Origin of the sequence: Micromonospora sp. WMMD735 (genome assembly GCF_049178995.1) — a bacterium.
In the GTDB taxonomy this organism is placed as follows: domain Bacteria; phylum Actinomycetota; class Actinomycetes; order Mycobacteriales; family Micromonosporaceae; genus Micromonospora; species Micromonospora wenchangensis.
The window spans coordinates 4,620,903-4,644,841 of record NZ_JBMHMJ010000002.1; the positions used below are offsets into that span (position 1 = coordinate 4,620,903).

The following is a 23,939-nucleotide window of genomic DNA, read 5'->3' on the forward strand; positions in this document are numbered from 1 at the left end:
CGGAGGCACCATGGTCGACCCGACCGCCCCGCCCGCCGACCCGACCGACGGGTCCGACCAGCCCGACGCGCCGCCCGCCGGGGCGTGGGCGCGTCCGGCCGCCGGCCGGACGATCCGCGCGAACACGGCCGGGACGGCCACCCGGTGACCGGGGTGCTGCGGGTCGGCAACGCCTCCGGCTTCTACGGCGACCGGTCCACCGCCTGGCGGGAGATGCTCGACGGCGGTGAGCTGGACGTGCTGACCGGCGACTACCTGGCCGAGCTGACCATGCTGATCCTCGGCCGGGACCGGCTGCGCGACCCCGACCTCGGCTATGCGAAGACGTTCCTGCGCCAGCTCGAAGGGTGTCTCGGCACCGCCCTCGACCGGGGGGTACGGATCGTCACCAACGCGGGCGGGCTGAACCCGGCCGGGCTGGCCGCCGCGATCGGCGCGCTCGCCGACCGGCTCGGCCTCGCCGTCCGGGTCGCCCACGTCGAGGGTGACGCCCTGGCCCGGCCGGACGCGCTCACCGCCAACGCCTACCTCGGCGCGTTCGGCATCGCCGCCTGCCTCGACGCCGGGGCGGACATCGTGGTGACCGGCCGGGTCACCGACGCCTCGCTGGCGGTCGGGCCGGCTGTCGCCCGGTTCGGCTGGGGGCGCGACGACCTGGACGCGCTGGCCGGGGCGACCGTCGCCGGGCACCTGATCGAGTGCGGGGCACAGGTCACCGGGGGCAACTTCAGCTTTTTCACCGAGCTGCCCGACGGCGGGCACCGGCCCGGCTTCCCGATCGCCGAGATCCACCCGGACGGCTCGTCGGTGATCACCAAGCACCCCGGCACCGGCGGCGCGGTCACCGTCGAGACGGTCACCGCCCAACTGGTGTACGAGGTGGGCGGCCCCGACTACCTCGGCCCGGACGTGGTGACCCGGCTGGACACGGTACGGCTGCGCGCCGACGGGCCGGACCGGGTCCGGGTGGACGGGGTCCGGGGCACCCCACCGCCGGCCACCCTCAAGGTGGGCGTCAACAACCTGGGCGGTTTCCGCAACGCGATGACGTTCGTACTCTGCGGGTTGGACGTCCCGGCCAAGGCCGCCCTGGTCCGGGGGCAGATCGAGGCGGCGGTCGGCACGGAAGGGCTGGAGTTCACGCTGGCCCGTACCGACCACGTCGACGCGGTCGACACCGAGACGGCGAGCGCGCTGCTGCACGTACACCTGCGTGACGGTGACCGGGCGCGGGCCGGGCGGGCGTTCTCGGCGGTGGCGGTGGAACTGGCCCTCGCCTCCTATCCCGGGTGCACACTGACCACCCTGCCTGGCGACGCCACCCCGTACGGGGTCTTCACCGCCGACGCGGTGCCGCAGGCCGACGTGCCGCACGTGGCCGTCCTGCCGGACGGCACCCGGCTGCCGGTCCCCCCGCCAGAGACCGTGGCACCGGCCGTGGCCGGGCCGACGCCCGGCACGGCGGGCCCGACCCCGGTGGCCGGGCCGACCCGGCGGGGGCCGCTGGGTGAGCTGGCCGGGCCGACCCGGCGGGGGCCGCTGGGTGAGCTGGTCGGGGCGCGGTCGGGCGACAAGGGCGGCGACGCCAACCTCGGCGTCTGGGCGCGCACGGACGCGACCTGGGAGTGGCTGCGCGGATGGCTGACCGTCGACCGGCTGGCCGGGCTGCTGCCGGAGACGGCCGCGTCGACCGTCGAGCGGTACGAGCTGCCGAACCTGCGGGCGATCAACTTCGTGATCCGGGGCCTGCTCGGGCCGGGGGTGGCCGCCTCCACCCGATTCGACCCGCAGGCCAAGGCGCTCGGCGAACTGCTCCGCTCCCGCATCGTCGACCTGCCCGCCGGACCGCCCGCAGCCGGGGAGGCGGACCGGTGACCATCGTGGACACCCCGGAGCGGCGGCAGTTGCGGGAGTTGACCCGGGCCTTCGTGACCCGGGAGGTGCTGCCGCACCTGGCCGACTGGGAACGGGCCGGCGAGGTCCCCCGCGCGCTGCACGTCACCGCCGCGAAGCTCGGCCTGCTCGGCGTCGGCTTCCCCGAGTCGGTCGGCGGCAGCGGCGGCGACCTCCTCGACTCGATCGTGGTCACCGAGGAGATCATCCGCTCCGGCGGCTCGTCCGGGCTGGTCGCGGCGCTGTTCACGCACGGAATCGCGCTGCCGCACATCGTCGCGGCGGCCGGCGGGCGCACCGGCGGCACGCTCGGTGGCCGGCTCGCCGCCCGCCCGTCCGCCGCCGACGACCCGCTGGTCACCAGGTACGTCCGGCCGACGCTGGCAGGCGAGCTGATCGGCGCGCTGGCGATCACCGAACCGGACGCCGGCTCCGACGTCGCCGCGATCCGCACCACCGCCCGCCGCGACGGCGACCACTACCTCGTCAACGGGTCGAAGACGTACGTGACCAGCGGGGTACGCGCCGACTTCGTCACCACGGCGGTCTGCGGCGACTTCCCCGGCAGCGGGTCGCTGCACCTGCTGGTGATCGACAAGGGCACCCCCGGGTTCACCGTCGGCCGGAAGCTGGACAAGCTCGGCTGGCACTGCTCGGACACCGCCGAGCTGTCCTTCGTGGACGTGCGGGTGCCGGTGGGCAACCGGATCGGCGAGGAGGACACCGGCTTCCTGGCGATCATGCAGGGCTTCGCCGCCGAACGGCTCTCCCTGGCCGCCCAGGCGTACGCGATCGCGCAGCGCTGCGTGGAGCTGTCGACCCGCTGGTGCCGGGACCGGTCCACGTTCGGCCGTCCGCTGGCCAGCCGGCAACTGGTCCGGCACCGGCTGGCCGAGATGCACACCCGCGCCGAGGCGGCCCGCGCGTACGTGCACCAGGTGGCCGCCCGGGTGGCGGCGGGCGAGCCGGTGGTGACCGAGGTGGCGATGGCGAAGAACGTCGCGGTGGCCGCCTGCGACCAGGTGGTCGACGCCGCGCTGCAACTGCACGGCGGCTTCGGCTACCTGCGCGACGCCGAGGTGGAGCGGCACTACCGGGACGCCCGCATCCTCGGCATCGGCGGCGGCACCACCGAGATCATGAACGAGATCATCGCGAAGGGCCTGGGCCTATGACGACGCTGGAGAGTGCGGTCGACCCGGCCGCGCCGGCCTTCGTGGCCAACCGGGAGGCGCTGCGGGAGCGGCTGGCCGAGCTGGACGCCGCGCTCGACCTGGCGCGGGCCGGCGGTGGCGAGAAGTACGTGGCCCGACACCACGGGCGCGGCAAGCTGCTGCCCCGGGAGCGGATCGAGCTGCTACTGGACCGGGACAGCCCGTTCCTGGAGTTGTCACCGGTCGCCGCGTACGGCACCGACTTCCCGGTCGGGGCGAGCGTGGTCACCGGCATCGGGGTGGTCGAGGGCGTCGAGTGCCTGGTGGTCGCCAACGATCCGACGGTACGCGGCGGCGCGGTGAACCCGTGGTCACTGGCGAAGACCCGGCGGGCCGGCGAGATCGCCCTGGCGAACCGGCTGCCGATGGTCAACCTGGTGGAGAGCGCCGGGGCGGACCTGCCCACCCAGGCGGAGATCTTCATTCCGGGCGGCCGGGTGTTCCGTGACCTGACCCGGCTCTCCGCCGCCGGCATCCCCACGGTCAGCGTCGTCTTCGGCAACGCCACCGCCGGTGGCGCGTACGTGCCGGGGATGTCCGACCACGTGATCATGATCCGGGACCGGTCGCAGGTCTACCTGGCCGGGCCGCCGCTGGTGAGGATGGCCACCGGCGAGGTCACCGACGACGAGTCGCTCGGCGGCGCGGCGATGCACGCCGACACGTCCGGCCTCGCCGACCAGCTCGCCGAGGACGAGCGGGACGGCATCCGGCTGGCCCGGCGGTGCGTACGCCGGTTCAACTGGCGCAAGCAGGGTCCACCGCCGCGCGACCCGGCCCCGCGACCACCCCTGCACGACCCGGAGGAGCTGCTGGGCATCGTCAGCGCCGACCTGAAGGTGCCGTTCGACCCGCGTGAGGTGCTGGCCCGGGTGCTCGACGGCAGCGAGTTCGACGAGTTCAAGCCGGCGTACGGCACCGCGCTGGTCACCGGCTGGGGCGAGCTGCACGGCTACCCGGTGGGGGTGTTGGCGAACGCGCGGGGGGTGCTGTTCAGCGCGGAGGCGCAGAAGGCGGCCCAGTTCATCCAGCTCGCCAACGCCGCCGACACCCCGCTGGTCTTCCTCCAGAACACCACCGGCTACATGGTCGGCACCGAGTACGAGCAGCGCGGCATCATCAAGCACGGCGCGCTGATGATCAACGCGGTGGCGAACTCGACGGTGCCGCACCTGACGGTCAACCTGGGGGCCTCGTACGGGGCCGGCAACTACGGCATGTGCGGCCGGGCGTACGAGCCGAGGTTCCTGTTCACCTGGCCGAACGCGAAGTCGGCGGTGATGGGGCCGGCGCAGTTGGCCGGGGTGCTGTCGATCGTCGCCCGGCAGGCCGCCGCCGCCCGGGGGCGGGACTACGACGAGGACTCCGACGCGGCGATGCGGATGATGGTCGAGCAGCAGATCGAGTCGCAGTCGGGGGCGCTGTTCCTGTCCGGCCGGCTCTACGACGACGGGGTGATCGACCCCCGGGACACCCGTACCGTCCTCGGGCTCTGCCTGTCGGCGATCCACAACGCGCCGGTGAAGGGCGCCGACGGCTTCGGCGTCTTCCGGATGTAGGGGGTCGCGTGAGCGCGAGGAACGCAGCGCAGCGGAGTCCCGCAGTCGCGAACGAAAGGCAGGCACCGTGAGCGCGAGGAACGCAGCGCAGCGGAGTCCCGCAGTCGCGAACGAAAGGTGGGATCGGCGCTCGTGATTCAGAAGCTCTTGGTGGCCAACCGGGGGGAGATCGCCCGGCGGGTCTTCGCCACCTGCCGGGCGCTGGGCGTCGCGACGGTCGCCGTGCACTCCGACGCGGACGCCGACGCGCCGTACGTGGCCGAGGCCGACGAGGCGGTCCGGCTGCCGGGGAACTCGCCAGTCGAGACGTACCTGCGGATCGGGTCGATCCTGGACGCGGCCCGGCGCACCGGCGCGGACGCCGTCCACCCGGGTTACGGCTTCCTCGCCGAGCATGCCGGGTTCGCGGCGGCGGTGACCGACGCGGGCCTGACCTGGGTCGGTCCGCCGGCCGGGGCGATCGCCGCGATGGGCGACAAGATCGCCGCGAAGGAGCTGCTGGCCGGCGCAGGCGTGCCGATGCTGCCCACCTGGACCGACGGCGACGCGGTCACCGACTTCCCGGTGCTGGTCAAGGCGTCCGCCGGGGGCGGCGGCCGGGGAATGCGGATCGTCCGCGACCCGGCCGACCTGCCGGCGGCCGTCGACTCGGCGCGCCGCGAGGCCGCCGCCGCGTTCGGCGACGGCACGGTCTTCGTCGAACGGTACGTCGAACGTGGCCGGCACGTCGAGGTGCAGATCTTCGGCGACACCCACGGTACGGTCGTGGCCCTCGGCGAGCGGGACTGCTCGGTCCAGCGGCGGCACCAGAAGATCGTCGAGGAGGCCCCGGCGGTGCTGCCCGACGGGGTGCGGGAGCGGCTGCACGCGGCGGCGGTCGCCGCCGGGCGGGCGGTCGACTACGTCGGGGCGGGGACCGTGGAGTTCCTGCTCGCCCCGACCGGCGAGTTCTTCTTCCTGGAGATGAACACCCGGCTCCAGGTGGAGCACCCGGTCACCGAGGCGGTCACCGGGCTGGACCTGGTCCGGCTGCAACTGCTGGTCGCCGAGGGTGGCGCGTTGCCGGTGCCGGCGACCCCACCGGCCGACGGCCACGCGATCGAGGTGCGGCTGTGCGCGGAGGACCCGACGCAGGGGTTCCGGCCGGCGACCGGCACGCTGCACCGGTTCGCGGTGCCCGGGGTGGCGGGCGAGTTCACCCCGACCCGGGGCCTGCGGCTCGACTCGGGGGTGGACACCGGGTCGACGGTGAGCGTGCACTACGACTCGATGCTCGCCAAGCTGGTCGCCTGGGCGCCGACCCGGGCCGAGGCGGCCCGGTCGCTCGCCGGGGCGTTGGCCCGCGCCGAGCTGCACGGGGTGGCCACCAACCGGGACCTGCTGGTCCGGGTGCTGCGCAGCGCGGAGTTCGGCGCGGCGCAGGTGGACACCGGGTTCCTGGACGCGCACCCCGGGGTCTTCGCGCCGCTGCTGCCGGCCGACCGGCTGCCGGTGGCCGCGCTGGCCGCCGCGCTCGCCGGGGCCGCCGCACGTCGGGCCGCCGCCCCGGTGCTCGCCGGTCTCCCCTCGGGCTGGCGCAACGTGCCGGCCGTCCCCCAGGTCGTCCGGTACGCCACGACGACCGGGGACGAGATCGAGGTGCGCTACCGGCTGGACCGGTCCGGCGCGCTCGCCGACTGGTCCACCGACCCGACCGTCGCCGACCCGACGGCCACCGCCGCACCGGACGCCCCGCCGGTGGTGGAGCTGGTGACGGCGGCACCCGACCGGGTACTGCTCGACGTGGCCGGGGTGCGGCGGGTGTTCCGCGTACACCGGGCGGGGTCGGCGGTCTTCGTGGACGGCCCGGACGGGGCGACGGAGCTGACCGAGCTGCCCCGGTTCCCGCTGCCCCGCGCGGCGCTCGCGGTCGGGTCGCTGCTCGCGCCGCTGCCCGGCACGGTGACCCGGGTGCACGTCGGGGCCGGTCAGCGGGTCGCCGCCGGTGACCTGCTGCTGACCCTGGAGGCGATGAAGCTGGAACATCCCGTGCTCGCCCCGACCGACGGCGTGGTCGCCGACCTGCCGGTGCCCGCCGGTGGGCAGGTCGAGACGGGTGCGGTGCTGGCCGTGGTCAACCCCGAGGAGGCCCCCCGATGAACTTCGACCTCACCCCCGAGCAGGATCAGCTCCGCGACGCCGTCCGCGCGTTGGGCCGCCGGTACGGCCACTCCTACTTCGTCGAGAAGGCGAAATCCGGTGGGCACACCACCGAACTGTGGGACGAGGCCGGTCGGCTCGGCTACCTGGGCGTGAACGTCCCCACCGAGTACGGCGGTGGCGGTGGCGGCCTCACCGAGCTGGCCATCGTCTGCGAGGAGCTGGCCGCCGCCGGTTGCCCGCTGCTGCTGCTGGTGGTGTCGCCGGCCATCGCCGCCACGGTGATCAACCGGCACGGCACCGAGGAGCAGCGCAAGCGTTTCCTGCCCGGGTTCGCCGACGGCTCGCTGAAGGTGGTCTTCGCGATCACCGAGCCGGAGGCCGGGTCGAACTTCCACCGGCTCGGCACCGTGGCCCGCCGCGACGGCGACGACTGGCTGCTCTCCGGCCGCAAGTGCTACATCTCCGGCGTGGACGAGGCGCGGTACGTGCTGGTGGTGGCCCGTACCGAGGACGCGGCGACCGGGAAGCTCAAGCCTGCGCTGTTCCTGGTGCCGACCGACGCGGCCGGGTTGACCCGGTCCAGGCTGGACATGGAGATCGTCTCCCCGGAGAACCAGTTCCTGCTCTACCTGGACGACGTCCGGCTGCCCGCCGACGCGCTGGTCGGCGGGTCGCTGGACGCCGGCCTGCCGGCGTTGTTCGCCGGGCTGAACCCGGAGCGGATCACGGTCGCCGCGATGGGCGTCGGCACCGGCCGGTACGCCATCGAGCGGGCCACCGACTACACCGCCACCCGCAAGGTCTGGGGTGGGCGGAGCATCGGCGCGCACCAGGGTGTGGCGCATCCGTTGGCGCACGCGGCGGTGCAGGTGGAACTCGCCCGACTGATGATCCACAAGGCGGCCACCCTGTACGACGCGGGCCGCGACCTGGAGGCCGGCGTCTGCGGCAACATGGCCAAGTACGCGGCCGGGGAGGCCGCCGCGCTGGCCGTGGACACCGCCGTGCAGGCCCTCGGCGGGGCCGGCATGACCACCGAGTACGGCGTGGCGACGCTGCTCGGCGCGGTGCGGGCCGGTCGGATCGCCCCGGTCAGCCGGGAGATGATCCTCAACTTCGTCGCCCAGCACGTGCTGGGCCAGGAGAAGTCCTACTGACCCCCCGGGACGGTCACCCGCCGCAGCGCCCGGTCAGTGCACGGCGCGGCAGGCCGCGTCGGTACGGTGCACCGGGCGCACCCGCCGGCCCAGCCCCTCCAGCAGCGAGTCCTCGACGTGGTAGTCGCGGATGCGCAGCCGGTGCCGGGGCAGCTCCTCCTCGCTGGGGCAGAGCACCTGGGCGCGGACGTCGTCCACCGGCACGTACCGGACGCCGCCGCGTTCCTGCAGCAGCACCATGTTGACGTCGTCCACGGTGACCACGTGCCCCCGGACGTCCTCGGTGACGCCGGGGCTCGACTCCACCGTGGTCACGGTGAGCGGCAGCACCGGGGTGGTGATCACCGGCAGCGCCGCCCAGACCAGCATGGCCAGCACGGCCGCCTCGGTGACCGACGCGAGCGGCCGGATGACCGCCCCGGGCAGCGGGCCGGTCACCGCGAGGGCGAGCAGCGGCGGGGCGACGAGCAGCGCCAGGACGAGCAGTTCCCGTTGCTGCCACGCGTCGACCAGGGTGGGGGCGAGCAGCCACCCGTAGCCGCCGAGCAGCGCCACCACGAGCAGCGTCCGGGGCACCACGTGCTCGTGCAGGCGGGCCGGGGTGAGCTGGAAGGCGGCGACGAACGCCGGCAGCAGCAACGGCAGGTAGAGCAGTTGCCAGGTGACCAGGGCGGTGAGGAAGCTGGCCAGCACGAACCAGGCCGGGGTGAGGTCCGCCCAGCGGACGAAGAGCGGGCGACGCACGGCCGGCGGCATCCGTTCGACGCTGACCCGCAGCACCGCGCCGAGGGCGAAGACCGCGACCAGGCCGGTGGAGAGCAGCCGGGCGGCGGTGGTGAGGAAGCCGGCGAGCAGGTTCACCGGCCCGACGTTCGCCACCAGCAGCAGCGTGGTCTGGAGTTCGCCGCCCGCCTCGACGCCGAGGCGCAGCACGGAGAAGATGGCGGGCACGCCGACCACGGCCGTCCAGAACGACTGGCTGGCCCGCGCCCGCCGCTCCACCGCCGGGTCCCAGCCGTCGCGTACGGCGACGGTGGTGGCGCCCAGATCCTGCGGTACGGCCGGGGCGGTCACCGGGTCGGCGCCTTGTCGTCGAAGTCGACCAGTTCCGGCACGTTCAGCGGCTGGGGCTGAGCCTTCTCGGCTTTCAGATACGGTGCGAGGGACCTGGTGTAGGCGGTGATCCACGGGCTGCTGATCCCGTTGCGGCCCTGCAGGTAGCTCTTCTGCAGGGCGAAGGCGACCAGGTCGCGCAGGGCGGGGTCGCCGATCGGCACCCCGATGCCGAGCAGTTCGCTGGTGCCGAAGGGCATGTCGACGATCTCGAACTCGGTCGGGTAGAGGGAGAGGAACCCGGCGAGGATCGTCTCGTCGGAGCTGACCGCGTCGTAGCGGCCCTCCCGGATGCCCTTGACGCAGTCGCCGACCTCCTTGACCACCAGCGCCTTGACGTCGTGTTTGGCCAGCTCGGCCTCGGTGGTGGAGCCGCCGCTGGTGCACACCTTGTAGGTCGGTTCGCGGAGGTCCTCGATGGTGCGGATCTTGTCCCTGAGCCGGGTCGGCACCATCACCTCCTGGGTGGTGACGAAGTACGGCCCGGCGAAGCTGACCAGCTTCTCCCGCTCCTCGGTGATGGAGAAGCTGGAGACCACCAGGTCGACCACGCCACCCTGGAGGGCGGGGATGCGGTCCTCGGTGGTCACCGAGACCCACTCGATGCGCTGGTCACCCTCGTAGCCGAGGTAGGAGGCGACGTAGCGGGCGATCTCCACGTCGAAGCCGGAGTGCACGCCGTTGCGCAGCTCGCCCATCAGCGGCTCGGTGGTGGCCACCCCGATCTTGATCTTCGGCTGACCGTCGATGTGCGACTCGCGCAGCTTGTCGCGCACCGAGGGCAGCGACGGTTCCCGGCGGTTCTCGCAGCCGGCGGCGGCGGCCAGGGTGAGGGTCAGGGCCACCGCCAGGGTGGTGGTGACCGATCGGACCCGGTGGCGGGCGGAGATGTGGTTCATCGGCGCACCTCGCTGACGGACAGCCTGGGGGACACCGAGGGTAGCGGCTCCCGTCCATCTCCGTCGCGCCGCATCGCGGTGCCGGGTCGACCGCCGCGACGTCCACCCGACCAGACGGAGAGAGAAGCCCGGGGTACGACGGACGACCCGAGCGCCCGTCGTACCCCGGAGTCGGATCACCGCACGGTCAGCGAACCCGCCAGGGGCAGCGGCGCGACCACCGGCGGCAGTCGCTTGGGCGCACCCCGGGCCGGCAACCCGGCGGCGGCCAGCGCGTTCTTGTCGGAGGCGGCCCGCCCGGCCGGCTCCGACACCCCGACGAACGGCTGCACGTCACCGACGCAGACGGTGCCCTCGGCCGGCAGCGCCCCGCGCAGCAGGTACGCGTCGATCGCCCCGGTCACACAGGCCGACGTCCCGTATGCGGTGTGGCCCCAGCTGTCGCTGCTGAGCAGCCTGCTGTTCGGCAGCAGCTGCGCCGAGGTCACCGCCCCCTGGTAGCTGGTGGCCGGGTCCCAGTAGTTGCCCACCACCAGCACCGGTGCGGCGGTCCGGCGGTCGAACGGCCCGGTCCAGGCGTCGGCGTCGCGGACCGTCCAGGCGTCCCGGGCACACAGCGCGGTGATCCAGGACCAGGGCCGCCCGAAGTAGGGTGCCCGCTTGTCCTCCTGGGCACTGAGCGCGGGCCAGTCGGCGAGCTTCCCGGGGTGGTAGGCGTCGGTGCAGTCGACGCCCATGGTCTCCAGCCCGTTGTCGTACGGGAAGTCGAACCGTCGCTGCTCACGGGCCTGTGCGGCGATCCGGCCGAGCGCCGCGCGCGCCCCGGCGAGTCGGGCCGGCGACGCCGACTGCGGGTCGGTGAGGGTGAGCAGAAGTGCGGTGCTGTCCACGATCGGCTCCCAGCCGTTGGGGCTGTAGAGCGCGCTGAGGCTGGCAGCCACGAAGTCGGCGTAGCTGACGGTGAACGGGCCGGCCTCTGGGTCGTCGATCACCACGGGCTTCTGCCGCAGCCGCTTGGTCACCAGGTCGTAGGAGGCGACCGGGTCACCGGCGGCGGCGAGGGGGCACGCCTGCGGGCCGGCCCCGGCGCAGCGGGCCAGGATCTCCCGCAACGCCCGGTAGGCGGCATCGGAGCTGCGCAGCCGGGACTCCTGGAGCTGGTCACGCGCCTTACCCTGGCCGACCCAGGCGGCCGGGTTGAGCACCCCGTCGACGGCGACCGCGCGGACCCGGTCCGGGAACATGTTCGCGTAGTACTGGCCCAGCGCGGTGCCGTAGCTGAAACCGAGGTAACTGAGCTTCTGGTCGCCCACCGCCCGGCGTAGCACGTCCATGTCCCGGGCCACCTCGGCGGTGGACATCGCCGAGGTCAACGGCCGACCGGTGGTCGAACACGCCTGGCCGACCGCCTTCGCCGACTTCAGGTACGCCTTCTCCTCGGCCTTCGTCCACGGGAAGGCGACGTTCAGACCGGCGTACGCCCGGGTCTGCTCCTTCACCGACGGGAAGCACCGGACGTTGGTGCTGGCGGCGACGCCGCGCGGGTCGACACCGACGATGTCGAACCGGTCGAGCAGGTCGTCGCCGAGGAAGGACGGCGCGGCCAGCGCGATGTCGGTGCCCGAGCCACCCGGGCCGCCCGGGTTGAGGAAGAGGCTGCCGATCCGGGCCTGCTGGTCGCGGGCCTTCACCCGGAGCAGGGCGACCTCGGTGGTGGCGCCCTTCGGCTTGTCGTAGTCCAGCGGCAGCGCGACGGTGGCGCACTCGGCGTAGCCGTAGCAGGCGTACCAGTCGAGCTTCGGGGTGGGCACGCTGTCGACGCGCCGGGCCTCGGTGCGGCTGGTCCGATCGGGCACGGCGGGGCGGGTGTGCGGGCTGCCGGGCGCGGCGGCTGCCGGCACGACCGCCATCGTGGTGAGGAGCAGGCCGGCGACGACCGCAGCAGCCAGTGACCGGGTGGTTTGTGGCATGTAGATGCCTTCCGGTGGGATACGGGACGAGTCGAGACGACACCTCGACGTTCGTCACTCTAGGCAGAACGGTCAACCACACTGGGCCGGATGGTTTGACAGCACGCCCGAAAAGGCCATGCTTGTCGGGTGAGCCGATTCCTGAGGCCGGACGCGCGGACCGTGGCGGTGGTCGCGGCGTTGGCGACCGCCGCGGTGGTGGTGGTGCTGGTCTTCCGGCATCCCGCCGGCATCGTGACGGTGGGGTTGGCGCTGCTCGGTGTCCTCTTCGCCACGGTGACCGGCACCGCGCTGGCCGCGCTGCGCGAACGCGACGACCGGGAGACACCGGCCGTGACGCCCCCGCCGCGGCAGTTGGAGCCGGGCTCGTTCCTCGACGCCGACACCCTCGACGCGCTGGACAGCGCGGCGGTGTTGAACCGGCTGCAGCGGATGCGCGAGGTCAGCGACCAGTGAGGGTGGGGGCGACCAGGGCGTTCACGCCCCGCCCGGCGAGGCAGCGGTAGGTGCGGTCGAAGTCCTTCTCGCCGGGTGGCAGCACTTCGAGCCGCCAGCCGTTGGCGTAGTCGATCCCGCTGGTCAGCCGGAACGTCCGGGCGTTGCACACCGACCGGACGGTCGGGTCGGCGCTGATCGTGGCGTGCCCGGCGGCGGCCAGCGCGGCCGGCAACTGCCCCTCCACGTACGTCTCCCAGGTGTGCCGCCCCTCGCAGGAGACCTGGGGGGCCTCGGCCCGGTCGCCGCGTAGCCGGACGGGGCCGAAGCACTCCAGCACGGGGGCGCACCGGGCGCCGGGCGGCAGGACCGCGGCGGTGCCGTCGGCGGCGCAGCCGGGCAGGGCACCCCAGCGGGCGGCCGGGCTGGACGAGCCGACGGTCGACGGGGCGGCGGTCGGCCCGGCCAGCGGCGGCGCGCCACCGGCGACCCACGCCCCGGCGCTCGCCGAGGCGGCCAGGGCGAGCACCCCGGCGCCGCCGAAGAACCAGCGCCGCCGCCGCCGTGCGCCGTGCGGCACGGTCGGGTGGTCGTCCTGGGCCGGGGGGCGGGGGGCGGGCTGCCCGGTGGTCCGTCCGGGTTGGCTGGTGGTCCACCCGAGGGTGTACGGCCCGCCGGTGCCCCCGGACGGCCCGCCGGAGACCGGGGCACCGCTGACCGGGGCGGGGGCCGGGTCGACGGGCAGCGCGGTGAGCAGGTCGCGCAGTTCGAGGGCGGAGGGGCGGGCGTCGGGGTCGTTGGACATCCCGGCGCGCAGCACGTCGACCAGTTCGGTGGGCACCCCGGGCAGGTCGGGGATCGGGTGGTGGAACAGCTCCAGCACGGTGACCAGGCTCGGGTTGCGCTCGGACTGCCAGCGCGGGGGGCGGCCGGTCATCACCGCGTAGAGGGTGGCGCAGAGGGCGTACACGTCGACGGCCGGCGACGGCGGGCTGTGGTTGAACATCTCCGGCGGGGCGTAGGCCGGGGTGAGCACCTCCAGGGTGACCGAGGCGTCCCGCGCCTCGGCCAGCACGGCCAGCCCGAAGTCGGCGAGCACCGCCGAGTTGAAGTGCGAGTGCAGGATGTTGGCCGGCTTGACGTCGCGGTGCAGCACCCCGGCCGCGTGCGAGTGGGCCAGCGCGTCGGCGATCTTGATGCCGAGGTCACGGGTCTCGGACGCGTCGAGCGGCGAGGTCCGCATCCGTTCGGCGTACGACCCGTCGCACAACTCCATGATCAGGTAGGGGTGCTGGTCGACCGTCACCCCGACGTCGAAGAGGTCGACCACGTGCGGGTGCGAGGACATCCGTCCGGCCGCCCGCGCCTCCCGCAGGAACCGGGCCTGGTCGCGTTCGTTGTCCAGGGTGCGGTTCTCCACCTTGACGGCGACCTCCCGACCGACGGAGATCTGGGTGGCCCGGTAGACGGTGGCGTAGCCACCCCGGGCAAAGACCTGCAAGTCGGTCAGACCGGGCACATTGGGCAGCCGGAGGGCGCCGGGCGGGGTCTCGGTCACGGCTCGAAAATACCCGTTCCGCCGGGGCGCTCAGCGGTCCGTACCGGCGGCGGCGGCCGGGCCGGCGGCAGCCGACCGGCTCGTCGTGCCCCCGGACACGCCGCTGACCTGGGACGGTGTCGGATTGGGAGCGCTACCGCCCCCACCTGCGGATCGACGGGCGTCCCAGCGTAGGCCGAGCGCCGTCGCCACCGCGCCCGCACCCTCCCACAGGGCCACCCCGATGAACCGGTCCGGTGCCACGTCGGCCAGCACGGTCAGCGTGAAGACGGTGAAGGTGACCAGCCGGAAGACCACTGTGAACCGGTAGAACGCCCGCCACTCGGTCGCCACCGCCAACAGGTAGTAGACGCCCATGTTGAACGAGGCCATCGAGGACGCGGTGAGGAACGTGCCGGTGTAGTCGCCGGGTGCCCGGGTCGCCGGCACCTCGAAGCCGAGCATCCGCAGCTGCGCCTCCGGCCACACCAGTCCGAGCGCGCCGAGCAGCACCGCCAGCACCCCGAAGACCGCGATCGTCCAACCGGCGCCCGAACGCGGCAACCTCATCCTGCCCCCCACCCGACGGCGCGACCGGCACCGAGGGGCGGTCGCGTGAAGTGACACGCTAACCGTCCCGGCCGACAGGCGCACATCCCCGGAACCGACAGACCTGTCGTCCGCCGACGGCCGCAGTCCGGCGGACCACCGCCGGCACCCGCCGACGTCCCGCTCAGACCCCGTCGGCCAGCCGGGCCGCCAGGGCGTCGGCGCTGGCCCGTTCGCTGCGCTGCTCGGTGGCGTACGCCAACCGCACCGCCTCCTGCGCGCTGGCCGACGCCTCGGCCGGACGACCGCACGCCGCCAACGCCTCGGCCAGCACCCCAGCACCGATCACCTGGCTGCGGACGTCCTCCGCCGGGGCGGCGACCGCCCGCCGGGCCCAGTCCAGCGCCTGCTCCGACTGGCCGTGGGCGAGCAGCGCGGAAGCGTACCGGGCGAGGGTCTGCCGGCGGGAGAACAGCAGGGTCGGCGTCTTCGCGGCGGTCGTCGCCACCGGGGCGAGCAACCCGACCGCGGTGGCCGGGTCACCGGCGGCGAGCCGGGCGGTGGCGAGCAGCACCCGGGGGGCGGCCTGCGCCGGGGCCTGCGGGTTGTGCGGTTCGACGGCGGTCAGCACGGCACGGGCGTCCCGCTCGGCGGTCTCGCAGTCGCCCATGTCCAGCGCCACGAAGCCACGCAGCGTGCCGGCCATCCCGGTCAGCAGCGGGTGCGAGGTCCGCCCGGCGTACGCGAGGGCGTCGGTGAACAGGTCGGCGGCGTGCTCCGGCTCGCCCAGCCCCCGCGCCACCACCCCCCGGACGACCAGGGCGAACCCGCGCCCCCAGTCGTCGGAGACGGCGGCGAAGTCCCGGTACGCCCGGCGGGCCGACCGGTCCGCCTCGGCCACCTCGCCCATTTCCGCCCCGGCGAACGCCTCGACCGCGCGCAGCGTGCCCACCGCCCACGCCTCGCCGACCCGTTCCCCGAACGGCAGGAAGATCCCGGCCAGCCGGCAGGCCTCCCCCAGCCGGCCGGCCAGCAGCCGGGCGAAGGCGGTGGTGCCACGCAGCCAGGCCCGTCCGTACGGGTCCTTCAGCTCGGCGAAGAGCCGGGCGGCCCGGCCGAGCACCGCGTCGGTGCCGGCGAAGTCCCCCCGGGTGGTGGTGACCCAGGCGAGGTTCTGCAACGCCCACGCCTGCCCGCGCAGGTCCTTCGCGGCGAGGCTGATCTGGTAGGAGGCGGCGAGGCGGCTGCTCGCCTGCCCGAGCCGGCCGGCGACGAAGTCGGCCATCCCGAGCCGGCGCATCGCCGAGGCCCGCAGGTTGGTCACCTCCCCGGCGGTGGCCACCTGCAACGCCTCCTGCCAGCAGGCCACCGCGCGGGCCTGGTCGCCCTGGGTCTGCTGGGCCTGACCGGCGAGCAGCAGGGCGCTGGCCCGGGTGCCGGCGTCGTCACCGGCGTTGGCGGCGATCTTCTCGGCGAAGGCGAGCGCGTCACCGACCCGGCCCACCTGGAGCAACGCCCGCGCGTGCACCACCCGGTCGGCCGGGGGCAGCCCGTCGCGGGCCAGGTCGGCGGCGCGTTCGGCGTACTCGACGGCCAGTGCCGGCTCGCCGGCCTGCAACGCCCGGCGGGCGGCCCGGCCCAGCGCGGCGACCCCGAGGCCGGCGACCGTCCGGGCCGGCGAGTCCGGGCGGAGCTTCACCGCGTCGGCGAGGACGGCGGCCCGCTCGACCTGCTCGGCCACGAAGTCGTCGCGGGCCGCGTCGGTGAACCCGCCCGGCGCGGCGACCGACCCGCCGGGGACCCCGGTCGCCCAGCGGGCCAGCGCGGCGTGCCGTTCGGCGAGTTCGGCCTTGCTCACCCCGGCGTAGGCGGCCTCCCGCATCAGCGGGGTGGCGAACGCGAAACCGCTGCGGGTGCGGTGCAGCATCCGGCGCTGCAGCAGCTCCTCCACGGCCCGTTCCAGCTCGACGGCGGCCACCGCGCCGGGCCGGCCGGCGGGCCCGGACCGCTGCTCACGCAGCGCCTCCAACGCGCCGGTGGGCACCACGTCGCCGACCACGGCGGCGTCCCGCAGCACCGACCGGGCCTCCGGCGGGAGCGCGTCGATGCGGGCGGCGAGCACGGCGGCGAGGTCCCGGGAGAGCAGCCGGCTGCCCAGCGACCCGGGCACCAGCCGCCAGCCGCCGTCGGGACCGGCGGTCAACGCCCCCCGTTCCCGCAGCAGGGTGACCAGTTCGGCCAGGTAGAAGGCGTTGCCCTGGGCGGTGGCGAGCAGCCGGTCGGCGTCGGCCTGGGGCAGCCTGCCGCCGTTGAGATAGCTGGTGAGCAGGCGGGAGGCGTCCGCGCCGCGCAGCGGCGGCAACGGTTGCACCTCGGCGTCGGCGATCCAGGTCAACGCCCCGGCGGTACGGACCAGCTCCGGGCGGCCCAGCAGCATCACCAGCACCGGGCCGGTGAGCCGGGACAGCGTCGCGCCGAGAGCGGCGATCGTCTCGCCGGTGGCGTCGTGCAGGTCGTCGACCACGATCACCAGCGGTGCCTCGGCGGCCAGGGCGCTGAGCAGCCCGGCCACCGCGACCGGCACCGCCTCGGCGTCGGCGGCCGGCGGGGTGGCCCCCCAGCCGCCCTGTTCACCGGGGCTGCCGGCGGGCAGTTCGGCGTACCCGAGCAGGGCCAGGAGCTGGTCACCGGCGAGCGGTGGCGCGTCGGCGCGCAGCCGGCCGAGCCGCTGGGCGAGCCGGCGCAGCCGTTCCTCCACGGCCGGCCGGGTCAGCGCGGTGGAGGTGTCGCTGGGCAGGCCGACGGCGGCCCGGACCAGGTCGGCCAGCGGGGCCAGCCGACGCCGCTCGCCGAAGGCGGCGCAGCGTACCGAGAGCACCCGGGCCCCGCTGTGGGCGGCGTACCGGCCCGCGCCGACGTCGTAGCCGGCGGCGAGGCGTTCCACCTCGGCGGCGAACCGGGACTTGCCGATCCCCGCCTCGGCGGTCATCAGCAGCACCCGGGGTTCGCCCCGGTCGATCACCTCGGCGAGCCGGCCGGCGACCCGGCCGATCTCGGTCTCCCGCCCCACGAAGGGCGCCTCGTCGCCGAGCCCCGACCGGGTGCCCGGGGCGTCGAGCAGGCCCAGCAGCTCGTACGCCTCGACCGGTTCGCGCTTGCCCTTGAGCCGCAGCGGGCGCAGCACCCGCCAGGAGGCGACGTGCCGGGTGGCCGACGAGGTACGGGCACCGGCGTAGATCGCGCCGACGGCGGCGGCGTCGGCCAGCCGGGCGGCGGTGTTCACCGTGTCCCCGATGACCGTGTACTCGATGGCGGCCTGGATGCCGGCGATCACGTCGCCGGTGTTCAGCCCGACCCGCAGGCCGAGCGGTGCGCCGCCGCCGCGTTCGTCGTCGAGCACCCGGCGCACGGCCCGCTGCATCGACAGGGCGGCCCGCACGGCCCGCTCGGCGTCGTCCTCGTGGGCCACGGGCGCGCCGAAGACCGCCATGATGCCGTCGCCGGTGAGCTTGTCGACGTGCCCGCCGAACGTCTTCACCGCACCGGCGAGCGCGGCGAGCACCCGGTCGGTGACCGCGCCGACGCGTTCCGGGTCGAGGTCCTCCGACCAGGAGGTGAACTCGGACAGGTCGCCGAAGAGCACGGTGACGACCCGGCGTTCGGCGGTCGGCAGGCCGGCGGCGGCCGGCAGCGCCGCCCCGCAGTTGTGGCAGAACCGCGCGCCCGGGACGGCGAGCGTGCCGCACACCGGGCAGGTCACGGCTGCTCCACTCCCAGGTACTCCAGTTGGGCGCGGACGGACCACTCGGCGGCCCACCACAGCGACCGGTCCACGTCCGCGTAGACGGTCGCCACCACCTCGGGTGCGGTGCGCGCGCCCGCGTCGACGGCGGCCCGGACCTGGTCGAGCCGGGCCCGGCGGTGGGCGAGGTAGAAGTCGGCCGCCGCGCCGCAGTCGGCGAGCGCCGGGCCGTGGCCGGGCAGCGCCGGGATCCCCTGGTACGCGGACAGCCGCTCCAGGCTGGCCAGGTAGTCGCCGAGGTGGCCGTCGGGGTGGGCGACGACGGTGGTGCCCCGGCCGAGGATGGTGTCCCCGGTCAGCACCACCCGTTCGGTGCCGTACGACACCTGCAGGCAGACGGAGTCGGCGGTGTGCCCGGGGGTGGCGATCAGGTCGATGCCCAGCCCGTACCCGTCGAGCTGCCCGGCCGTCCCGGTCAGCGGGTCCCCGCCGAGGGTGTGTGCCGGGTCGACGGCGAGCACGGGGACCCCGCCGAGCAGGTCGCTCAGCCGGGGGGCGCCCTCGGTGTGGTCGGGGTGTCCGTGGGTGATCAGCACGAGCCCGACCGGCCCGGACGCGGCCACGGCGGCGAGGTGCCCCTCGTCGGCCGGGCCGGGGTCGACGACGACCGCCCGGGCCGCGTCGGGGGCGCGCAGCAGCCAGGTGTTGGTGCCCTCCAGGGTCATCGGCCCCGGGTTGGGGGCGCGCAGCAACGTCACCCACTGCGGCAGCCGGTCGGCCGGCGCGGCCGGCGGTGCCGTCACATGCCCGGTCATGGCTGCGATCGTACGACCCTGTGCGCCACTCCCCGCGATCTTGCCGAACCGGCCCACTGGTTTGTGGTCCTTCACGGCTTTCGACCGACCGCTCGGGTCAGCTCGCGGGGAGTGGCGACGCGGTCAGGCCACCTCGACGATCAACTCGATCTCGACCGGGGCGTCCAGCGGCAGCTCGGCCACCCCGACGGCGGAACGGGCGTGCCGGCCGGCCTCCCCGAAGACCGCGCCGAGCAGGTCCGAGGCCCCGTTGATCACGGCCGGCTGGCCGTGGAAGCCCGGCGCCGAGGCCACGAAGCCGGTCAGCTTCACGATCTTGACGATGTTCTCCAGGCCGACCAGCGAGTCGACGGCGGCGAGGGCGTTCAGCGCGCACCGCTCGGCGAGGTCCTTGGCCTGCTCGGGCGAGACACCCGCGCCGACCTGGCCGGTGGCGAGCAGCTTCCCCTCGGCCACCGGCAGCTGACCGGAGACGTAGACGTGCTGACCGGACTGCACGGCCGGCACGTAGCTGGCCACCGGCGGCACCACGTCGGGCAGGGCCAGGCCGAGTTCGGCCAGCTTGGCGTGGGGTCCGTTGCTCATCGTCGGACCCCTTCAGCCCTTGGGACGCTTGAGGTACGCGACCAACTGGTCCGGGTTCGGGCCGGGGATCACGGCGACGAGTTCCCAACCGTCCTCGCCCCAGTTGTCGAGGATCTGCTTGGTCGCGTGGACCAGCAGCGGGACCGTGGCGTATTCCCACTTCTGCATCGGTGGAAGGCTCCCTTGCCTGGCGTGGACTGTGTCGTCGACAGCCTACGGTCCGGGTGACGGCCGGGGCGCGGGACGCTGCTCGGGGGCGGTGGGCAGCTCACCGCACTGCCCGGTGTGGTCGTACGGCTGGGGGCAGCGGGACCGGTCGGGCAGCAGCAGGTCGCAGAAGACCCGGTGCCTGTTGTTCTGGTCGTCGGCGGTGGAGACGGTGGTCTCGCCGGCGTCGAGTTCGACGAGGAAGCCCAGGGAGGTGGCCACGGTCCCGGCCAGCGCGGTCGCCGCCGCCAGGTCGGCCACCCGGATCGGCAGGTGGATGACGTAGCCGGGCTCCTCGTCGTCCCGGCCGCGGTCACCGGGGCGGCCGAGCATCCGCAGCACCTCGGTGGGTTCGGCGCAGCGCCGGTAGGAGCGCTCGTTCATCGGCAGCCCCACGCCCGGGGCGTCCGCGTCGCCGGCCGAACCGCCCCGCCTCCCCCGGTCTCCTGGTGCTGAGAAGTGGGCTCGGGCGATGTTCTCCGCGTCGCGCATGTACCTTCCTCCGGCCTCGTACCGTGAATGACCGCCGTCCGGACCGGGCGCCGACCCGATCCGCTCCCCCACACCCGGACGAACGTAGGACCCCACCCCGGGAAGGGACAACGGGACGCGCACGTTCGATCACTCAAAGTCACATATGTGACACTCGCTTGGTCCGGAAAGCGATCGCGACCCACCGCAGGTCGTGAGCGGTCCGCCACGCGCCGCCCATCGACCGTTACCCTTGCGCCTCGGACGGGCGATCAGGGGTCGCCCGCCGCGCCCGTACCCGCGTCGTCGCCAGGGGCGGCGACGGCGCCCCATCCCCCGGGGGACCACATGACCCATCCACCGTTCGGTGGCGCGAGCGGATCGCCAGGCGGGCCACCGCCACGGCAGGACCCACCAGACCCGGGCGGTACGACCGCTCCCGGCCTCCCCCCGTCCGGTGTCGGCGCGCCGCCGTCGGCGGGTCATCCCGGGTACCGGGCGGCGACCCCGGCCCGGCGGCGCGGCCCGCTGGTCGCCTGGCTCGCCCTGGCGGCGGCGGTGGTGCTCTGCGGCGGCGGTGGGACGCTCGCCTTCCTGACCCTGCGCGACACCGAGGGCGGTGAGGGGGCCAAGGAGCCGACGGTGGCGGTGGACGGCTTCCTCACCGCCGTCTACCAGGAACGCGACGCCGGCAGGGCGGCCAACTTCGTCTGCGCGGAATCGCGCGACCCGCAGAAGATCAACGCCAAGGTGGCCGAGGTGCAGCGGTACGCGACCACCTACATCAACCCGCGGTTCCGCTGGTCCAGCCCGACCGTCGACAGCCAGAACGGTGACCGGGCCACCGTCTCCACCACCCTCACCATGACCACCGCCGACGAGAAGATCGCCGAGCAGCCGCTGCGGTTCACCGTCGTACGGAAGACGGGTTGGTGGGTCTGCGAGGTCGGCTGACCGCGCGGGGTGGATAGGCTCGACCGGTGCGAGCAGCTGAGCGGCCGGCCGACCCGGCCGGTACCGGATGGCCGTCCCGCCTGCACGTGGTGACCGGCAAGGGCGGCACGGGCAAGACGAGCGTGGCGGTGGCGCTGGCACTCGCCCTGGCCACCGGCGGCCACCGCACCCTGCTGGTCGAGGTGGAGGGCCGGCAGGGCATCGCCCAGCTCTTCGGGGTCGAACCCTTCCCGTACGCCGAGCGGCACCTCGTCGACGCCCCCGGCGGCGGCGAGGTGCGCGCCCTCGCGGTGGACGCCGAGGAGGCGTTGCTGGAGTACCTCGACATGTTCTACAAGCTCGGCGCGGCCGGTCGGGCGCTGCGCAAGCTCGGCGCGATCGACTTCGCCACCACCATCGCCCCTGGCCTGCGGGACGTGCTGCTCACCGGTAAGGTCAAGGAGGCCACCACCCGCACCGCCGGCCAGCGCCGGGTGTACGACGCGGTGGTGCTGGACGCCCCGCCGACCGGCCGGATCGGTCGTTTCCTCAACGTCACCGCCGAGACCGCCCGGCTGGCGAAGGTCGGCCCGATCAAGACCCAGAGCGACGGGGTGTCGGCGCTGCTGCGCTCCCCGATGACCGCGGTGCACGTGGTGACGCTGCTGGAGGAGATGCCGGTCCAGGAGACGGTGGACGCGATCGCCGAGCTGACCCAGCTCGGCTTCCCGGTGGGCCGGGTGATCGTCAACGCGGCCCGCCCGCCGTCGACCACCGGCCGGGAGGTGACCCGGGCGGAGCTGCGACGCGGGCTGGCCGCCGCCGGCCTGCCGACCGACCAGGCGACCGTGGCCGGGCTGGCCGGCGAGGCGCGGGACCAGCAGGTACGCCGTGAGCTGGAGGATTCGCTACGGACCGACCTGGTGGAGCTGGGGCGGCCGGTGACCGAGCTGCCGTTGCTGCCCGACGGGGTGGATTCGGCCGGGCTGGCGGCGTTCGCCGAGATCCTCCGTCGGGCGGATTGACGCACACCTCACGTCGGCCCGGACGCACGGACCCCACCGGCCCGATACGCTCGATTGGTGCCTTCCGAAGACGCGGCGCCCGTGCTGGACGTCGACCAGATCCTCGCCGACCCCGGCGTGCGCATCGTGGTCTGCTGTGGCGCCGGCGGGGTGGGCAAGACGACCACCGCGGCGGCGCTGGCGCTGCGGGCGGCCGAGCGGCACGGCCGGCGAACGGTGGTGCTCACCATCGACCCGGCCCGCCGGCTGGCCCAGTCGCTCGGCCTGACCGAGCTGGACAACACCCCCCGCCGGGTCAAGGGGATCGACGTCGAGGCCGGCGGCGGTGAGCTGCACGCCATGATGCTGGACATGAAGCGCACCTTCGACGACGTGGTGCTCCAGCACACCGACCCGGCGAAGGCGGCGGAGATCTTCGCCAACCCGTTCTACCAGGCCATGAGTTCCACCTTCGCCGGCACCCAGGAATACATGGCGATGGAGAAGCTCGGCCAGTTGCACGCCCGGGGCGAGTGGGACCTGATCGTGGTGGACACCCCGCCGTCCCGTTCGGCGCTGGACTTCCTCGACGCCCCGGCCCGGCTCTCCCGCTTCCTCGACGGCCGGATGCTGCGGCTGCTGCTCGCCCCGGCCCGCAGCGGGGGGCGGAGCATGTTCAGTTTCGTCACCGCCAGCTTCGGGATGTTCTCCAAGGTGGTGCAGAAGGTGCTCGGGGCGCAGCTGCTGACCGACCTTTCCGGCTTCGTCGCGGCCCTCGACTCGATGTTCGGCGGGTTCCGGCAGCGGGCCGAGCAGACCTACCGGATCCTCCAGGCCAGCGAGACGGCGTTCCTGCTGGTGGCGACGCCGGAGCCGGACGCGGTCCGGGAGGCGGCCTACTTCGCCGGGCGGTTGGGCGCGGAGCGGATGCCGCTGGCCGGGCTGGTGCTCAACCGGGTGCACCGGCCGGCGGCGGGTCTGGACCCGGCGACGAGCCGGGCGGCGGCCGACCGGCTGGTCGAGCTGGGTGGGCACGACGCCACGGTCGACGTGCTGCGGGCGCACGCCGCGCTGGCGCAGCAGGCGGCCCGCGAGCAGCAGGTGGCCCGACGGTTCACCGAGGCGTTCCCGGCGGTGCCGACGGTGTCGGTGACGGCGCAGCCCGCCGACGTGCACGACGTCGACGGGCTGCGGACGATCGGCGCGGCGATCAGCCACCCCTGATCTGCGGGCCGGTCGAGCTGGCCGGGCCCGCGCCTGGCGGACCGTGGTCCGGTCGGGCCTCAACCGGCGGCGGTGACCAGGATCTTGTCCTTGCCGCTGCGGTCCTTGGCGTTCTTCTTCATCGCCGCCTCGAACATCTTGCGCCAGCTCGCCACCTGCGGGTGCCGGCGCAGCAGGGCACGGCGTTCCCGTTCGGTCATGCCACCCCACACGCCGAACTCGATGCGGTTGTCGAGCGCGTCGGCCAGGCACTCGTACCGCACCGGGCAGCTTCGGCAGATCCGCTTCGCGACGTTCTGCTCGGCGCCCTGTACGAACAACGCGTCCGGGTCCCCGTTCTGACACGCCGCCAGCGACGGCCAGTCAGTGATCATCCCCATCTGTACACGTCCCCCCTTGCAGTACCAACCGACTCGTGCGACCAGCCGTCGTTCCCCCCGGTCGTCCGGCCCGTTCCTTCCCCAAGGAGGCACGGACGACGTGTGGCTCG

21 protein-coding genes are annotated in these 23,939 nt (G+C 74.4%); 10 read left to right on the forward strand and 11 right to left on the reverse strand.

What is annotated here, in order from left to right; genetic code table 11:
• The first annotated feature begins 10 nt into the window (after positions 1 to 10).
• The 6 genes from ACN268_RS19895 (at position 11) to ACN268_RS19920 (ending at position 7,965) form a co-directional block, all read left to right on the forward strand.
• A complete protein-coding gene (locus tag ACN268_RS19895) occupies positions 11 to 148 on the forward strand; it encodes a hypothetical protein (RefSeq protein ID WP_421484491.1) in 138 nt (45 codons plus the stop codon).
• Complete coding sequence (locus tag ACN268_RS19900) at positions 145 to 1,875, forward strand: acyclic terpene utilization AtuA family protein (RefSeq protein ID WP_421484492.1); 1,731 nt, start codon at positions 145 to 147, stop codon at positions 1,873 to 1,875. The genes ACN268_RS19895 and ACN268_RS19900 overlap by 4 nt, the downstream gene beginning before the upstream one ends.
• Positions 1,872 to 3,068, forward strand: coding sequence for an acyl-CoA dehydrogenase family protein (locus ACN268_RS19905; protein WP_421484493.1), 1,197 nt, complete (start codon positions 1,872 to 1,874; stop codon positions 3,066 to 3,068). The genes ACN268_RS19900 and ACN268_RS19905 overlap by 4 nt, the downstream gene beginning before the upstream one ends.
• On the forward strand, positions 3,065 to 4,666 hold the full coding sequence (locus ACN268_RS19910; protein WP_421484494.1) for an acyl-CoA carboxylase subunit beta: 1,602 nt from the start codon (positions 3,065 to 3,067) through the stop codon (positions 4,664 to 4,666). The genes ACN268_RS19905 and ACN268_RS19910 overlap by 4 nt, the downstream gene beginning before the upstream one ends.
• Before the next feature lie 132 nt (positions 4,667 to 4,798).
• Positions 4,799 to 6,805: a biotin carboxylase N-terminal domain-containing protein gene (locus ACN268_RS19915; RefSeq protein ID WP_421484495.1), complete on the forward strand. Its 2,007-nt coding sequence runs from the start codon at positions 4,799 to 4,801 to the stop codon at positions 6,803 to 6,805.
• Entirely contained in the window at positions 6,802 to 7,965 is a 1,164-nt protein-coding gene (locus ACN268_RS19920) for an acyl-CoA dehydrogenase family protein (protein ID WP_421484496.1), read from the forward strand. The genes ACN268_RS19915 and ACN268_RS19920 overlap by 4 nt, the downstream gene beginning before the upstream one ends.
• Before the next feature lie 33 nt (positions 7,966 to 7,998).
• On the opposite strand, the gene ACN268_RS19925 is transcribed toward ACN268_RS19920, so the two are convergent.
• From ACN268_RS19925 to ACN268_RS19935, 3 genes are all read right to left on the reverse strand, one after another.
• Positions 7,999 to 9,039 (reverse strand): hypothetical protein, encoded by a 1,041-nt coding sequence (locus ACN268_RS19925; protein WP_204927055.1) that lies wholly within the window; start codon positions 9,037 to 9,039, stop codon positions 7,999 to 8,001.
• Positions 9,036 to 9,977, reverse strand: coding sequence for a transporter substrate-binding domain-containing protein (locus ACN268_RS19930; protein WP_204927054.1), 942 nt, complete (start codon positions 9,975 to 9,977; stop codon positions 9,036 to 9,038). Before ACN268_RS19930 ends, ACN268_RS19925 begins: the two co-directional genes overlap by 4 nt.
• Before the next feature lie 176 nt (positions 9,978 to 10,153).
• Positions 10,154 to 11,947, reverse strand: coding sequence for an alpha/beta hydrolase (locus ACN268_RS19935; RefSeq protein ID WP_421484497.1), 1,794 nt, complete (start codon positions 11,945 to 11,947; stop codon positions 10,154 to 10,156).
• 129 nt (positions 11,948 to 12,076) lie between these two features.
• Between ACN268_RS19935 and ACN268_RS19940 the strand changes: the two genes are divergently transcribed.
• Positions 12,077 to 12,403 (forward strand): hypothetical protein, encoded by a 327-nt coding sequence (locus ACN268_RS19940; protein WP_421484498.1) that lies wholly within the window; start codon positions 12,077 to 12,079, stop codon positions 12,401 to 12,403.
• On the opposite strand, the gene ACN268_RS19945 is transcribed toward ACN268_RS19940, so the two are convergent.
• From ACN268_RS19945 to ACN268_RS19975, 7 genes are all read right to left on the reverse strand, one after another.
• Positions 12,390 to 13,940, reverse strand: a complete 1,551-nt coding sequence (locus tag ACN268_RS19945) for a serine/threonine-protein kinase (protein ID WP_421484499.1) — start codon at positions 13,938 to 13,940, stop codon at positions 12,390 to 12,392. The genes ACN268_RS19940 and ACN268_RS19945 overlap by 14 nt on opposite strands.
• 30 nt (positions 13,941 to 13,970) lie before the next feature.
• Positions 13,971 to 14,489 carry a hypothetical protein gene (locus ACN268_RS19950; protein WP_421484500.1) on the reverse strand — a complete coding sequence of 173 codons (519 nt, stop codon included), beginning with the start codon at positions 14,487 to 14,489 and terminating at the stop codon, positions 13,971 to 13,973.
• Between the two features lie 163 nt (positions 14,490 to 14,652).
• Positions 14,653 to 18,228 (reverse strand): adenylate/guanylate cyclase domain-containing protein, encoded by a 3,576-nt coding sequence (locus ACN268_RS19955; protein ID WP_421484501.1) that lies wholly within the window; start codon positions 18,226 to 18,228, stop codon positions 14,653 to 14,655.
• Positions 18,225 to 19,025 carry an MBL fold metallo-hydrolase gene (locus ACN268_RS19960; protein WP_421484502.1) on the reverse strand — a complete coding sequence of 267 codons (801 nt, stop codon included), beginning with the start codon at positions 19,023 to 19,025 and terminating at the stop codon, positions 18,225 to 18,227. Before ACN268_RS19960 ends, ACN268_RS19955 begins: the two co-directional genes overlap by 4 nt.
• Before the next feature lie 123 nt (positions 19,026 to 19,148).
• Positions 19,149 to 19,610, reverse strand: coding sequence for a RidA family protein (locus ACN268_RS19965; protein WP_088643832.1), 462 nt, complete (start codon positions 19,608 to 19,610; stop codon positions 19,149 to 19,151).
• A 12-nt stretch (positions 19,611 to 19,622) separates the two neighbouring features.
• Complete coding sequence (locus ACN268_RS19970) at positions 19,623 to 19,778, reverse strand: DUF4177 domain-containing protein (RefSeq protein ID WP_088643831.1); 156 nt, start codon at positions 19,776 to 19,778, stop codon at positions 19,623 to 19,625.
• 45 nt (positions 19,779 to 19,823) lie between these two features.
• Positions 19,824 to 20,309 carry a hypothetical protein gene (locus ACN268_RS19975; RefSeq protein WP_421484503.1) on the reverse strand — a complete coding sequence of 162 codons (486 nt, stop codon included), beginning with the start codon at positions 20,307 to 20,309 and terminating at the stop codon, positions 19,824 to 19,826.
• A gap of 327 nt (positions 20,310 to 20,636) precedes the next feature.
• On the opposite strand from ACN268_RS19975, the gene ACN268_RS19980 reads away from it, so the two are divergent.
• The 3 genes from ACN268_RS19980 to ACN268_RS19990 are packed head-to-tail and all read left to right on the forward strand — an operon-like array spanning position 20,637 to position 23,449.
• Positions 20,637 to 21,242, forward strand: coding sequence for a hypothetical protein (locus tag ACN268_RS19980; RefSeq protein WP_421484504.1), 606 nt, complete (start codon positions 20,637 to 20,639; stop codon positions 21,240 to 21,242).
• Positions 21,243 to 21,268: 26 nt separating this feature from the next.
• Complete coding sequence (locus tag ACN268_RS19985) at positions 21,269 to 22,246, forward strand: ArsA-related P-loop ATPase (protein WP_421484505.1); 978 nt, start codon at positions 21,269 to 21,271, stop codon at positions 22,244 to 22,246.
• A 54-nt stretch (positions 22,247 to 22,300) separates the two neighbouring features.
• A complete protein-coding gene (locus ACN268_RS19990; protein ID WP_421484506.1) occupies positions 22,301 to 23,449 on the forward strand; it encodes an ArsA family ATPase in 1,149 nt (382 codons plus the stop codon).
• A 59-nt stretch (positions 23,450 to 23,508) separates the two neighbouring features.
• On the opposite strand, the gene ACN268_RS19995 is transcribed toward ACN268_RS19990, so the two are convergent.
• Complete coding sequence (locus ACN268_RS19995; RefSeq protein WP_088643826.1) at positions 23,509 to 23,829, reverse strand: WhiB family transcriptional regulator; 321 nt, start codon at positions 23,827 to 23,829, stop codon at positions 23,509 to 23,511.
• Between the last annotated feature and the right edge of the window lie 110 nt (positions 23,830 to 23,939).